16 protein-coding genes are annotated in these 13,668 nt (G+C 54.8%); 7 read left to right on the plus strand and 9 right to left on the minus strand.

What is annotated here, in order from left to right; translation table 11 throughout:
* Nucleotides 1-32: 32 nt before the first annotated feature.
* Nucleotides 33-1,013, minus strand: coding sequence for a type VI secretion system-associated FHA domain protein (locus E2H98_RS12320; protein WP_133589084.1), 981 nt, complete (start codon nucleotides 1,011-1,013; stop codon nucleotides 33-35).
* Nucleotides 1,014-1,186: 173 nt separating this feature from the next.
* On the opposite strand from E2H98_RS12320, the gene E2H98_RS12325 reads away from it, so the two are divergent.
* Together E2H98_RS12325 and E2H98_RS12330 are read left to right on the plus strand one after the other, a co-directional pair.
* The gene (locus tag E2H98_RS12325; RefSeq protein ID WP_198325114.1) at nucleotides 1,187-2,005 is read left to right on the plus strand and encodes a Stp1/IreP family PP2C-type Ser/Thr phosphatase; all 819 of its coding nucleotides are present in this window, start codon (nucleotides 1,187-1,189) and stop codon (nucleotides 2,003-2,005) included.
* A 56-nt stretch (nucleotides 2,006-2,061) separates the two neighbouring features.
* Entirely contained in the window at nucleotides 2,062-3,516 is a 1,455-nt protein-coding gene (locus tag E2H98_RS12330; RefSeq protein WP_133589080.1) for an energy transducer TonB, read from the plus strand.
* A 42-nt stretch (nucleotides 3,517-3,558) separates the two neighbouring features.
* Here E2H98_RS12330 and rimK read toward each other — a convergent pair whose 3' ends face one another.
* Genes rimK through E2H98_RS12360 form a run of 6 tightly spaced genes read right to left on the minus strand, consistent with a single transcriptional unit; the run spans nucleotide 3,559 to nucleotide 7,902 of the window.
* A complete protein-coding gene (gene rimK, locus E2H98_RS12335; RefSeq protein WP_133589078.1) occupies nucleotides 3,559-4,464 on the minus strand; it encodes a 30S ribosomal protein S6--L-glutamate ligase in 906 nt (301 codons plus the stop codon).
* 15 nt (nucleotides 4,465-4,479) lie between these two features.
* Nucleotides 4,480-4,953: an ATP-dependent zinc protease family protein gene (locus tag E2H98_RS12340; protein ID WP_133589076.1), complete on the minus strand. Its 474-nt coding sequence runs from the start codon at nucleotides 4,951-4,953 to the stop codon at nucleotides 4,480-4,482.
* A gap of 35 nt (nucleotides 4,954-4,988) precedes the next feature.
* Entirely contained in the window at nucleotides 4,989-6,041 is a 1,053-nt protein-coding gene (locus E2H98_RS12345) for a nucleotidyltransferase domain-containing protein (protein ID WP_133589073.1), read from the minus strand.
* Complete coding sequence (locus tag E2H98_RS12350; RefSeq protein ID WP_133589071.1) at nucleotides 6,032-6,958, minus strand: HprK-related kinase A; 927 nt, start codon at nucleotides 6,956-6,958, stop codon at nucleotides 6,032-6,034. Before E2H98_RS12350 ends, E2H98_RS12345 begins: the two co-directional genes overlap by 10 nt.
* Complete coding sequence (locus tag E2H98_RS12355; protein ID WP_133589069.1) at nucleotides 6,955-7,221, minus strand: hypothetical protein; 267 nt, start codon at nucleotides 7,219-7,221, stop codon at nucleotides 6,955-6,957. Before E2H98_RS12355 ends, E2H98_RS12350 begins: the two co-directional genes overlap by 4 nt.
* 18 nt (nucleotides 7,222-7,239) lie before the next feature.
* Nucleotides 7,240-7,902 carry a hypothetical protein gene (locus E2H98_RS12360; protein ID WP_133589067.1) on the minus strand — a complete coding sequence of 221 codons (663 nt, stop codon included), beginning with the start codon at nucleotides 7,900-7,902 and terminating at the stop codon, nucleotides 7,240-7,242.
* A gap of 245 nt (nucleotides 7,903-8,147) precedes the next feature.
* Here E2H98_RS12360 and thiS point away from each other — a divergent pair, with 245 nt between their 5' ends.
* The 5 genes from thiS (at nucleotide 8,148) to E2H98_RS12385 (ending at nucleotide 11,110) form a co-directional block, all read left to right on the plus strand.
* Nucleotides 8,148-8,348, plus strand: a complete 201-nt coding sequence (gene thiS / locus E2H98_RS12365) for a sulfur carrier protein ThiS (protein WP_133589065.1) — start codon at nucleotides 8,148-8,150, stop codon at nucleotides 8,346-8,348.
* Between the two features lie 20 nt (nucleotides 8,349-8,368).
* Nucleotides 8,369-9,151: a thiazole synthase gene (locus E2H98_RS12370; RefSeq protein ID WP_133589063.1), complete on the plus strand. Its 783-nt coding sequence runs from the start codon at nucleotides 8,369-8,371 to the stop codon at nucleotides 9,149-9,151.
* Between the two features lie 56 nt (nucleotides 9,152-9,207).
* On the plus strand, nucleotides 9,208-9,933 hold the full coding sequence (trmB, locus tag E2H98_RS12375; protein ID WP_133589260.1) for a tRNA (guanosine(46)-N7)-methyltransferase TrmB: 726 nt from the start codon (nucleotides 9,208-9,210) through the stop codon (nucleotides 9,931-9,933).
* Between the two features lie 74 nt (nucleotides 9,934-10,007).
* Nucleotides 10,008-10,679 (plus strand): hypothetical protein, encoded by a 672-nt coding sequence (locus tag E2H98_RS12380; protein ID WP_133589061.1) that lies wholly within the window; start codon nucleotides 10,008-10,010, stop codon nucleotides 10,677-10,679.
* Between the two features lie 47 nt (nucleotides 10,680-10,726).
* The gene (locus E2H98_RS12385; protein ID WP_133589059.1) at nucleotides 10,727-11,110 is read left to right on the plus strand and encodes a hypothetical protein; all 384 of its coding nucleotides are present in this window, start codon (nucleotides 10,727-10,729) and stop codon (nucleotides 11,108-11,110) included.
* Between the two features lie 6 nt (nucleotides 11,111-11,116).
* On the opposite strand, the gene E2H98_RS12390 is transcribed toward E2H98_RS12385, so the two are convergent.
* Nucleotides 11,117-12,250, minus strand: coding sequence for a GNAT family N-acetyltransferase (locus E2H98_RS12390; protein ID WP_198325115.1), 1,134 nt, complete (start codon nucleotides 12,248-12,250; stop codon nucleotides 11,117-11,119).
* Nucleotides 12,251-12,271: 21 nt separating this feature from the next.
* Nucleotides 12,272-13,666 (minus strand): exonuclease domain-containing protein, encoded by a 1,395-nt coding sequence (locus E2H98_RS12395; RefSeq protein WP_162848156.1) that lies wholly within the window; start codon nucleotides 13,664-13,666, stop codon nucleotides 12,272-12,274.
* Between the last annotated feature and the right edge of the window lie 2 nt (nucleotides 13,667-13,668).

Consider the following 13,668-nt stretch of genomic DNA (forward strand, 5'->3'; position numbering starts at 1 on the left):
AGAAAAGGCCAGCATTGCTGGCCTTTCTTATTTTAATTGGTTCGATTGCCCGGATTCCCTTTCGATTTGTAGCGCTTGATTTCTTCGCGGTAACCATCGCGGAAGGCATCCCACACCGGACTCGATTTGCCGCGCAATACGCCTTCGCGTAATTCTTTGTGTTTTTGCTTGTAGGCATCCATGGCACCACCGCCAAACATGCCGAGCAAGCCGCTTTTCTGTTCACCGATCGTCGCTGGGTCGAGTTGTTGCAAAACAAAATTGAGCGCGGCGCGCATGCCGGCTTGCATGGCACCATCGTGTACCCGCAAATCCTCCATGACTTCACGCACGGCGTCGACTGGATCGATCAAGCCGGTGGTGTCCTGCTCCGGGAACATCAGCTTGAATAAGTCCTGGCGCGTTGACGCGTGCTTGATTGGATTGGTATCGACTTTAGAGACCATCGTTCGATCAGTTGGCACGTATTCGCTTTTGCTTTCGGCGCGTTGAATGGTCAGTTTGCGTGTGCCTTCGAGTAATTCCGCCATCGTTTCGCCATAGCGTTTCAAAAACGCTTCCGGTTTTACTTCGCTGCCCAGGCGGACTGGATGCTTCATCCCCTGCCCGAGCAATTGCACGGCTTGATGCAAATCGACCGAAGCCGTACCGGTATCGGGGGTGTCGGCAACAGCTGGCTTGACGACCGGTGTCGGCACCGTGACATGAGCGCGCATGACAAACGGCCCTATGGTCACTTCATCGCCATCCAGCAGGGTTTCCCGGTCACCAAATCCGAGTTTTTTTTCGTTGATAAATACCGGATTGATTTCCGACAGCACCTCCAGCGCATAATCCTGGCCGTTGAATGTCAGCTTGATGTGTTGACGGGATACATGCCGCTCACCATCGTCCAGAATCAACGTACATTCCTGGCCACGACCAATCAACCCGCCGTCCCGACCGAAGTGGATATTGTTCAGCATGACGTCCTGCGGAAACGGTCCACGCAGCGCGGAAAAGTAAAGCAACATATCAAGTCCCCCATTTTTGTCTCGGCCGCTATAGATGTGCGCTAGCCGTTGCCTGAGTGTAGGGGCAATCCTCGCTTTCGCCAATCGGAGCTGCGGTTGCGTTGGCTGCAAGCCTCGTGTAAACCTATGTGACAGGTTAATTGCCGGTACAGCCGGCTATGCAGGAGCATCGGTTGCCGCCACTCGTTGTGCAAGGCCATGCCATGACCGATACCGGTCGCGTGCGTCCCCATAATGAAGACTGTGTCTATCTGGACGAGCGCCTGCGCTATGCGGTGCTCGCCGACGGCATGGGCGGCGCCAACGCCGGTGAAGTGGCCAGCGCGCTGGCGGTGGATTGTTTTCGCGCTGCGCTCGAAGAATTGTCCGATGCCGATTTCGCCAGCCGCAAAACCGTGCTCGACACTTTGCATCACGCCATCGAAGATGCCCACGCACAAATTCTCGACCAGGCTCGGGAAAACCCGGCTTGCGCCGGTATGGGCGCAACCGTGGTTGCCGCAGCCATCGTCAACCAGCATTTACTGTTTGTTCATGCCGGTGACTCACGACTCTATCGTTTCCGTAACGGCAAACTGGAACAGCTGACACGGGATCATTCACTTGTCCAACAACAGTTCGAGCTCGGCTTGATCCGCAGCGAAGAACGCCGCACCTCTCCGCAGAAACACATCATCACCCATGCACTTGGCGTTGACCTCGGCAGCGATATCGCCTGGGACGAAACCGAGCTGCAAGCCGGTGATCAAATACTGCTGTGTTCGGATGGCTTGACCGATATGCTTGATGATGATGGCATCGCCACCCTGTTAGCTACGGGAGAGACATCGCTATCGGAAAAGACGGAAACGCTTGTCGCACAAGCCAATGCCAATGGTGGGCGCGATAATATTTCTGTCGTGTTGCTGCGTATCAGTCACGATACCGGTACTGATGAGTTAAGTTTTTTTCAGCGGCAGTGGCAAAAACTCATTCAAAAAAGTAAGCGATAAGCATGAACGACAAAGATTCAAACGATGGTTGATGCGCTCGGAAATATGGAAAGGTAATGTCAGAAACACAGAGAAGCACGATAGGACGTGCGGCAATGTATTTCGCGGTTTGGCTAAGCTTAGTGTCCATTTCGGCGAATGCTGACTTTCAGTCAGCAATGAGTGCTTACGAGCAGCAAGATTACGCGACTGCGTTCCAGGAGTTCAAACGCCTATCTGAGTTAGGTGACGCGCCATCGCAACGCAACCTGGCGGTCATGTATTTCAAGGGTCAACATGTTGCGCCTAGCGCCGTTGAGGCTTATGCATGGGCATCACTTTCTAATCAAGCGGGAGGTGAGGAAAACGCCAGAATATTTCATGCGATTGCGAAAAATCTTTCCGATGCAGTAAAGCCGCAGGCGGAACAACGTTTCCAAGCATTACAAGCTCAATTTGGCACAGCCGCATTGCAACAACGGCTTATGCCAATTGTGGAACAACGCCAGGCAGATTGCAGCGTGGAAGCATCGGGCGATGCGGTGCCACGAGAAATATCACCACCCAGATATCCGATCGGCGCCGCAATGGATAATGTTGAGGGGTTTGCTTGTGTCAGCTTCTACCTTTCTAAAAGCGGTTTTCCGAAGAACTTGAAGGTTATTGAGTCAGATGCATTTCTTGCCGGCAATCGAGAAAGTAAGCAGCAAAAATCTACGTTTGAGAAAGTCACACTTGAGGCGATCAGGAAATGGACGTTTTTGCCTGCAGCGGATGAGACTCTTCGAGAAAACAAGCGCTCTTACTGTCTCGATTATAAACTTGAGAAGTTTTCCAGAAAGGAAGTAGCGCAAATTCAGAAAGATGTGAAACTTGCTGCCGAAGAAGACCAGAATGCCAAAGTGCTTTTTAGGCTTTCTAATCACTATAAGGAAATCGCTTCGCACCTGAAGGATAATGGGAAGGAAGAGTACGTTGATTATGAAAAAGACGCTAATACGCTAAAACTGCGTAGCGCCGTGTACGGTAACGCCGATGCGCAATACAGTGTGGCTTCTGACTTGTTGACAGGCAATCAATGCACTAAGGACGAACAGAAGGGCATTATTTGGTTAACATTTGCTGCGCAACAGGGGCATGCTCAGTCGCAATACTTATTGGCCAATCACCTAATGAGTGGTGAGTCGGTGAAGCCGCAACCAGAAAAAGCGATGCAGTGGTATAAGTTGGCCGCGGAAAATGGTCACAATGCAGCTCGAATGATGTATTTGACGTATGCGCTGGAGCAAGAGTCTGTTGACGTTTCGACCCTGGAAACCTTATTGCCGAAAGACTTTGACCCGACGGATATGCAGCAACTGGAAGTCGCTGCGCTACTGGCCGCTCGTAAAGACGATTACGCTGAGGCGCTTAGACGACAGACACAAGTACTGGAAATCGCTGAGGAATTGGAGTTCGAGACCGAGCAGCGAAAGCTCCGTCTACAGCGCTATCAGCAAATGCAGCAACGGACATCACTGTTGCAGCAGTGAACGGTAGCGAACCGTCTCAGCATTCCGTCGCCGAGAAGCGGTTCAACCCTCACATTTCTTTTTCGGCAAATCCGGGCGCACGCTGCGTTCCAGAAACTCAATCATCTTGGTCGCGACATCAACGCCGGAAGCGTATTCGATGCCTTCCAATCCGGGCGAGGCATTGACTTCCAAGACCAGCGGGCCGCGTTTCGAACGCAGCATGTCGACACCAGCGACATTGAGTCCCAATACTTTGGTCGCGGCAATGGCGGCGTCGCGTTCCTCGGCAGTGATATCGATGGCCATGGCCATGCCGCCGCGGTGCAGGTTGGCGCGGAATTCGCCTTCTTTGGCTTGCCGTTTCATTGACGCGACGACTTCGCCGTCGATGACAAAGCAGCGTATGTCGGCGCCACCGGCTTCGCGAACAAATTCCTGGACCATGATGTTTTGATCGAGACTCAGGAACGCCTCCAATACTGATTCTGCTGCGCTTTGCGTTTCAGCAAGCACAACGCCGACGCCCTGCGTGCCTTCCAATAGCTTGACGACCAGTGGCGGACCGCCAACGTGACGAATGACATCTTGAATGTCATCCGGCGCGTGGGCAAAGCCGGTTTTTGGTAGATCAATACGTTCACGCGACAATACTTGTAAGCAGCGCAGTTTATCGCGGGCACGTCCAATGGCGGCGCTCTCATTAATTGGTGTCACGCCCATCATTTCGAACTGACGCAATACGGCTAGGCCATAAAACGTGATGGAAGCGCCGATGCGGGGAATGACCGCGTCGTATCCTGTGAGTTCTTCGCCACCATAGCGCAACATCGGTCTTGTCGGGTCGACGTTTATCGTGCAACGTAGGGTGTCAAGCACTTCGATTTCATGGCCACGCGCATCGGCGGCTTCGACCAAACGAAAGGTCGAGTACAAACGTGGGTTACGGCTCAGTACGCAAATCTTCATCGTTCAATTCAGCTATTACGGTTCAACAAATTCGTGAATGGAGGGTTTGCCGAGATCCGGGTCGCCTTGCAGCCAGGATACATGCGGCACCACCACAGCATCGGATGGCAGGCCGGTTCGGCCCAATAACATTCGGTATTTCATTTTCGAGCGGTTGGTCAGCGTGACCGCAATCGGCCAGCAGAATTTTCCGATGCAGAGTGTGGTGGCAACGACATAGCGTTCTTCACTGACACCACTGGAATTTTTGATCACACGCCGATCAAGTACCGGCGCTTCACACCAATGGGTTTTTTCCGGGTCTTTGCGTGACAGGTGCAAACCGAAACGTACCCAGGGCAGGCCGTTGCGCTCGATTGCTTCGATGGGATAAGCATGCAAAGTCGAGGTGCGGGCGCCGGTATCCACCTTGACGCGCAAGCGACGCACCCGCAGTTGCGGCAATGCCGCCCATTCGCGCCAACCAAAACGCAGGTGACTCAGTGCCATTGGCCCGCTCCACAGGGAAATTCTGCGCATTGTACCTATTTGTTGGCGTCGCGGCGTTCGTCCTCATCGCGCCGGAAGGCTTTACGCGCCAGATGTGGCAGCAGCAGCGGCAGCGGCATCCGCAGGTAATGGCCACGGATGAACAGCGCCCGACGGGCCCACGCATCGCGCGGGTGGCGACAACTGGCGTGGTTTGGCTTGGCGGCGGCAATAAACATGGCCTGCATGCGTTCACCGCTTTCACGCTGACATTGGCGAATAATATGTGCCGGAATTGGCGTCTGAAAAAAATGCTCGACGACAGGCAAGGCATGCTGCACTGGTGTCAGCAAGTCCAACGCTTCAGCTCGGTTCAGCAGTAACGGCCAGAAACTGTCATCATCGGCGTACTGGCGCAGCAAGCGATCGATATCGAACAGATCGCGCAGCGCATGGTCCCATTCGCCATCGAAAAACAAATGGGTGATGCTGTGAATGATCATGTCGACCGGATTCAGTGTTTGCCAGCCGTCACCGGCCTGCACCAGATCTTTCAGCAGCAAATCGATGGATGGATTGGCTCGCGCCGTTAGCGGCAGAATATGGTGATGGACATCGAGCGAGGTGCCGCGTTGCATGTGCTGCATTGGCGGCAACTCGTGCATCCAGCGCCGATAATAGCGCTGGTCATAAGCGTTGTGCTGACTGCTGATGTAGCCGGCAAATTTCAGTTTGTCTTCCACTTTTGCCAGTTGCGCACGCGGCACCAGAATATCGATATCGGTGACAAAACGTCCGCGGGCCGCGGTGGCGTTGTGCAACACATACGCGGCGCCTTTTAGCGCAATCAGCGGCACGCCGAGTGGCTTCAACACTTTTTTGAGTTCCTGCAACTCCCAGCGCACCGCGCGTTGATTGGCTGCGGCGACCACACGCGCTGAGCGCAGCGCGCGATCGATAACCGGTGAAAGCGATAACGAGTCAGGCGCCAAACACGCCAGGCTGCCGTGCAAGCGCGTTGCCTGGGCTTGGCGCAGCAGAATATCCCAGGCTTGATCATCAAGCTCGGCAAGTCTTGACGGTGTGCGCAAATAGTCGTTCAACTGCATGCGTCAATCTCGCGCTGCAACTGGTTTTTCAGAAACGGAATGATGTCATTGAGCGACGAGTAACGTAGCGAGTAAACCGGCGTCTGTCGCAACACGGTGAGCATGGTGTCGAATGCTGCTTCGCCAAGCACGCTGTAGTTGAAACTCTGGCTGATGCAGAACGTCAGCGCGTCTTCTGGCTTGACTCGCTGCCAGATAATTTCACTGTCGGCCTGGTAGCGTGGCAGCACGATCAATCGTGCGGTCGCTGCCTGATGCGCGGCTTCGATACTGGCGCCATCCGGGCGCATGTGAGCGACGGTGCCTTTGCGCGTATCCAGCGCGGTGCGACTGAATACCGCATCGGGATAGCGCTGCTGCATCAGTGTAATCGATTGATTTTTCAAACTGATCGGGCGCGGCACCGGTGTTACGGTGCGCGTGCCGAGTTGCCATAAACACAATTCATCGGATAGCAAGCGAAAGCCTTCGCGGCTCAGCGCCGCACTCAAGGTGCTTTTGCCGGAACCGGATTCGGCCGGCATGACCAACGCGTGATTGCCGAGCGCAACTACTCCCGCGTGCATAATCAAATGAGTTTGATCGCGATTGCCAATACACCAGTTCAATCCCCATTCCAGCATCGCGTGGGCTTGATCGAATGGCAGCGGCTTGAACGGCAGAAATTCATCGAGGGCGAATTGCACCTGGCGTTTGAATAGCCGACGCAACAGACTGGGATCGAACAGGCGAATATGAAAGTCGCGAGCGCCGGGTTCGTTCAACAGGGAAAAATCGGCATAAAGTCGATGCAACTCTTCGGCGACCGAACGCAAGTGGCTGCGCAGCCGCACTTTATACGGCGGCATAAACAGATCAACGCCTTCGTGACGAAGGCGTTGTTGCAATTCAGGGAAGGGGAGTGAGGCAAGCTTCATGAAGCGGAACGATACACCATCTCGTGTCGTTCCAGTTCAGTCAGGCATTGATCGAGCATCGGTTGTTGTAATTCGGTCAGCGCCAGGCGTTCGGTCAGTTGCTCGGTCGTGCCCGGCACGTCCAGTTCTTCGAGCACCGCCGCCGCCAACGGCAACAGTACTCGGGTGTGGCCACGCAAGGTATCGTAGGCGATCAAGGCATCACCCAACGGCTCCAATCTCAACGGACTGGAGCGGTGCCATTGCAAGCCTACCGTGGCCATTGCACAACTCCGTGACGGTTAAACGAGGACTCCGTCGTGATAGGTGGCGTTCAGGAATTCTTCCAGGCCTTGGCTACCGCCCCAAGCGATGACCATGCCCGATGGGCTGGTGTAGCTCATTGAGCCGTTGCCAACCAACTGTTTCCACATGTCCTTGATTTCGGCTGGGGTCAGCACATAACCGGAGATGCCAGCCGACGCATTCAAATAAGCGGCCGTCAGATGCCATACCATCGGTTTCGTGTAGCGTGGATCCGTGGGATGAAATTCGCGCATGTACTGCATGATGTACATGTTGTCATAAGGCGTGTTCCACACTCCAAACACATCTTTGTATTTGCTGGCCTGGGTGCCACCCTTGGTGTAAGTCAGTTCGGAATCATTTTTGCAGTGGCCATTGGCCTTGAGCTTGCAAAAACCAGGAATCACGCCGGTTGGAGCCCAAGCGCCGGGATTGTTTTTCCAGTAGCCGGGCGACTTACCATTACAGGCCTGCGGTTCAACACCAGAGAGGTTGCCGGACTGGAAGCCGGAAGGAGAGCACAGAGTTTGTGCGCCGAATACCGGTTTGCCGGCTGCCAGGGCGGCGAAAGCGCCGGTATAGGCAGCACCGAAAAGCACTTTGCGGCGGGAAAGCTGAGCCTGCTGGGGCTGTTCGTTGCGAGGAGATGTATCGTTCATGAGACGCCTATGTGTCCATACATATTACGGCCGGCACGACCTGTGACCGTTTTGCTATTGAAGTAGCAGATCCTGTGCCAAGCGCTAAAACTGACCAGAGATCAATAGATTAGCAAAAACCGCCGTGCAAGTCCCGAAACGCTCTGTAAAGTATTTTGACAGCTTCATGTGCTCGCGGCTTTTCCCTGCCAGGGCTTCGCTTGCTATCATGCACATCCTTCAAAGCTAACGACATTGTTCCGCCGATGCGAGTGCTGATCAACGGCCAGACTACCGAGATTCCTGAGCACAGTTCCGTGCTGACCATGCTTGAGCAGGCGCAACTGAACGACAAGCGGGTTGCGGTAGAGTTGAACGGCGAAATCGTCGCCAAATCCCGCCATGCCGATACCCGGCTGAACCCTGACGACCGCATCGAAATTGTCCATGCCATCGGCGGTGGCTGAGTGCTATTCCAAGGTGAACCATGAATCAAGATTTGTTCCATATTGCCGGTAAGGCTTATCACTCGCGCTTGTTGGTCGGCACCGGCAAGTACAAGGATTTGGAAGAAACCCGGCAGGCGATCGAGGCCAGTGGAGCCGAAATCGTCACGGTGGCGATTCGCCGCACCAACATTGGTCAGAACAAGAACGAACCGAATTTGCTGGAAGTGATTTCCCCGGAAAAATACACGATTCTGCCGAACACGGCCGGTTGCTACACGGCCGAAGACGCCGTCCGCACCTGTCGGCTGGCGCGCGAGCTGCTCGACGGCCATGATCTGGTCAAATTGGAAGTGCTCGGCGACCAGAAAACGCTGTACCCGGATGTGCCGGAAACACTGAAAGCCTGTGCCGAGTTGATTAAAGATGGTTTCAAGGTCATGGCTTACACCAGCGATGATCCGATCACCGCGAAAAAACTTGAAGACATGGGCTGTGTCGCGGTCATGCCGCTGGCGGCGCCGATCGGTTCTGGCCTTGGCGTCTGCAATCCTTACAACATCAAATTGATTCTGGAAAACGCATCGGTGCCGATTCTGGTCGACGCCGGGGTCGGCACGGCCAGCGATGCCGCCATTGCGATGGAGCTCGGATGCGATGGCGTGTTGATGAACACCGCCATTGCCGCTGCCAAACATCCGGTATTGATGGCCTCGGCGATGAAAAAAGCCATCGAAGCCGGGCGCGAAGCGTTTCTCGCTGGCCGCATGCCGCGCAAGCTCTATGCGAGTGCGTCATCGCCACTCGATGGAACCTTCTTCTAAGATTTATTTTTCTTTTCACGTCACTCCCGCGCAGGCGGGAGTCCAGAGTTTTGATGATGACCGACAATACCTCCGACGCCGATATCCCACGCTTGCCCGATGGTCGGCCGATGCGCCAAATCCGCAGCTTTGTTCGCCGCGAAGGACGGATGACGGAACGCCAGAAAGCCGCTGTCGAAATGTTGCTGCCGCAGTGGGGGCGCCATATCAGTGGTGGCCCTGTCGATTTATCACAATGGTTTGGCAACGATAATCCGGTCTGGCTGGAAATTGGTTTTGGCATGGGCATGTCGCTGGTTGAACAGGCCAGCGCCCACCCGGAACTGAATTTCCTCGGCATTGAAGTGCACCGGCCCGGCGTCGGTTCCTGCCTTGCCCACGCGCAAGGCGCTGGGGTTAGCAATATCCGCGTGTTCGAAGAAGACGCGATCGAAGTGCTCGACAAATGCCTGCCGAATCAATGTTTCGAACGTGTGCAGTTATTCTTTCCCGACCCGTGGCCAAAAGCCCGCCATCACAAACGCCGCATTGTGCAGCCGTTGTTCGCTGAGCAAATCCGCAAGAAACTGCGCCTTGGCGGTGTTTTTCATATGGCGACCGACTGGGAAAATTATGCCGAGCATATGCGTGATGTCATGAACGCTGCGCCCGGCTACCAAAATCTTTCGCCAACCAATGATTTTGTACCGCGCCCTACCTCGCGACCGCTGACCAAATTTGAAGTACGCGGACACAGGCTTGGTCACGGCGTTTGGGACTTGATGTATCAACGCACAGAATAAGTCGCTTTTTGAGCGGCCCGGCAAACTGCATTACACTTGCCTATCAAATCCAGCAACACCAACGGGGATGCCAGATGGATGGGGTATTTGAAGTGATCTTTGATGGCCGCATTATGCCCGGCAGAGATCCGCATGAGGTCAAAGCCCAAGTAGGTCGGCTGTTCAAAGCCTCGCCGGAAGTCATCGAGCGACTGTTCTCCGGCAACGCCATCAGCATCAAAAAAGATCTCGATTACGCCGCCGCGCTGCGCTATGTCTCGGTGATGAAAGAGGCCGGCGCTTTGGCCCGTTTGAAACAACAGGAAGGCGCCGTCGCGCCGGTGAAAAAAGGTTCAGAAACCTGGACCTTGGCACCGGCCGGAGAAACACTCGGCGGCTTGAAATCGGCACCACCGATTCCGCGACAAGTGGACCTGAGCCAATACACGCTGGCACCGGTTGGTGCCGATGTTGGAGAAAAGCGCGAACTGACAGCGGTGGACGTCGGTGATTTGTCTGAGTTCAGTATTGCCGAGGTCGGCGCCACACTCGGCACGCCGCGCGAATACATTCCGTTGCCGGAACCGGATATCAGCGATCTGAGCATCGCCGAAGTGGGCGCAACGCTGGTGGAACCGAGTGACAAACCGGCAGCGAACGTCGAGGTGCCGGATTTTGGCTTGGCGGAAGTTGGCGCCACGCTCGATACCGAAAAAAAAGCGCCACCGCCACCGCCACCGAATACGGATCATCTGAAACTTGGCTGAAGCATTTTCAGCGCACCAGCTCAGCGCGTTGACAGGGAGGATTGTTGATGACGGAATTGCTTTCTTCGTTCGATACCCTGATTGGTGTGTTGATCGGCGGTCTGATTTCCTGGTGGTTGCAGCGCGACCGCGCTTCGACCGATTTACGTATTGCGTTGGAAGCGATCAAAACCGAGCATCAGGCAGAGAAAACCGCGTATTACTTTCTGACCCACAAAGGCTACACCGATCGTTCATTCGAACTGTTGCAAAAGCGCCTGGGCGGATTCGAGGAAAACGAATTGCGCCGCATTCTGGTGCGTGCCGGCGCTGTGCGTTATATCCGCGAAGATGGCAGCGAATGGTGGCGTTTGCTGTCACGCCATGACGAGGCCATTGCCAAGGCGAAAGCGAAAGAAGCGGCGCTAGGCCCAGGTAACGAAGATCTCTGAGCGTCTTTAGGATTTAAACGGCATGTGGCTTTGCAACTCTGCAAAGTAGTGATCAATAGCCTTACATTCCCGCTGTAGAAAATCATCGATGGCGGCCGCAAATCGTGGGTCGGCTATCCAATGCGCCGATTGCAGTCGCTCCGGCTCAAGACCACGAGCGAGCTTGTGTTCACCTTGCGCTCCGCCTTCAAAAAATTCAATGCCATGCTCAATACAAAATCGAATCGCCTGTGAATAGCAGGTTTCGAAATGCAGCTCCGGCACAAACTCCAACGCGCCCCAGTAGCGGCCATAAAGCCGGTTTCGATCGCGAATGTTCAAGGCGCAGGCGATATCTTTGCCAGCTTGACTGGCAACCAACAGCAACAGCTTGTTCCCTAGCGTCCGCTGCCAGCGCTGAAAGCATTCAAACGTCAGATATGGCGTCGAGAAGTGTTCGCGGTAAGTTTGTTGATAACAGCGGTAGAAAAATTCCAGCGCGGAGGTATCAATGTCGTCGCCAACCAGCCAACGAAACTCAATACCTGACCGTTGCAGTCGGCGTGAGGCTTGGTTCAGCTTCTTGCGCTTGTCGCGTTGCAGCGCGGCCAGAAATTCATCGTAATGGGCGTAACTACGGTTGCGCCAATGAAACTGCACTTGATTGCGCAGCAGAAAGCCTTCAGCCTGCAAGGCATCCAGTTCGTTTTGCTCCGGAAACAACACATGTACCGATGACAATTGCCACTGTTGCGCCAGCGCGATCAACGCTTTCGCGAGCAACCGGCGATCGCTGTCATGCTCCGCCAACAAACGTGGCCCGCGCACCGGGGTAAACGGTATCGCCACCAATAACTTCGGGTAATAGTGCAAGCCGTGCTGGTAATACGCTTCGGCCCAAGTCTGGTCGAACACATATTCGCCACGCGAATGGCTCTTCAAATACACTAATGTGCCGGTCTGCAGGATATGATCTTTGCGGACCAGCAGATAATGTGGCGTCCAACCGGTTTCCTTGCTGGCGCAGCCGGTGTCATGCACGGCATCCAGCATCGCAGGATTCAGAAACGGATAATCACCTGCAAGCGCCAGCCAACGTTGCCGATCCGATGCCGGCAAGTGCGCGACGCATTCGATGTGAAGCTCGGGTTCTGAAATCACGTGACGGCCTGTTTAGTGCGTTTAGTTGCCGGGAAACTGACGGATTGTCAGCCGACTACGTACCGCTCGCACTAAAAGCCGGTAGGTATCCAACTCGAACTGGCGAGGATTTTCCAGGCAATCCGCTATGTCGCTTTCATCACGGACGGTACCAAGATAGCACCAGTGATCGATCAGATGCAGTTCTTCGCGTTCTTCGTCACGCTCGACAATGCCAATGGGGCCAGGGTACGGCCAACTGCGAATCTGCGCCGGCTTCAGCGCGGTTTGCAAACGCAGATTATAGATCGCCGGCGGTTCGCTACCGTTACAGGCACCTTTGCAGCGCTTCAGTTGCAGATCAAAACAGGCGCCTTTACCGGTTTCCAATCCCAGCAACTTTTTGCAGAGCTGATGCTCCTTGGCCAGTTCCAACAGTTTCGCTTTCGCCTGACTACGATTGCGAAACAGTGCCAGAGGTTTGTTGCCAGCCTTTTCAAAGGCACTGAACTGACAACGCAGATACCCTTGCGCATCTTCCTTGGTGGTGACCGCCACCAGTTCGCGCACCCGACGCAAACGGCGATTGAACAGCGGTTGCTCTTTCTTTATCGCCTGATTTTCTTTCAGCAAAGCGCCGAGTTCGCCGGCCGTGCATTGCCAATCCAAATCACGAATCTGACTATGCAGACGCTGATTGCGCGCCGATACCGGTGAGGCATTGAAATGGCTCATGATCCGTTCGCGCAGCTGCTTGCTCTTGCCGATATAAAGCAGCTTGCCCTCATCGCCATAGAAGCGATAGATACCGGGGCAATTCGGCACGCTGTTGATACGCTCCGGCGTAATGGCGGGCGGCAGCGAGGGCCTTTGCATTTGTTTGACAAACGCCGCATGCAACGTGTCCGGATGATGTTCGCGACAACTCTGTCGCAAAAATTGCCAAGTCGCTTCCGCATCGCCCAGCGCCCGATGGCGCGCCTCATTGGCAATGCCAAGGCGCTGACAAATCGCATCAAGACCATGACCACGCAGAAGCGGATAAAGCTGCCGTGACCAGCGCACCGTACACAATCGCTCCGGCGCAAACTGAACACCGAGGCGTTCGTACTCGCTTTTCAAAAAGCCATAGTCGAAGCGGGCGTTGTGTGCGACGAAAATTCGGCCTTGCAGTAGCGTCTGTAGTTCATCGGCGATCTCGGCAAAACGCGGCGCATCGGCAACCATGGCCGGTGTGATACCGGTCAGCTGTTCGATGAATGGCGAGAGGCGTTGTTCCGGATTGATCAGGCGCTGCCAGCGCAAACTGACTTCGCCGTCATCAATCAAGATCACGCCCACTTCGATCACCCGATCGACTCCAGGGTGGGCGCCGGTGGTTTCCAAATCGACGATGGCCAGTGGGTGATTCAGTGGCGCTGGTAACGATATCGACATCG

The sequence above is a fragment of the Permianibacter aggregans genome (genome assembly GCF_009756665.1).
Classification (GTDB): Bacteria; Pseudomonadota; Gammaproteobacteria; order Enterobacterales; family Permianibacteraceae; genus Permianibacter; species Permianibacter aggregans.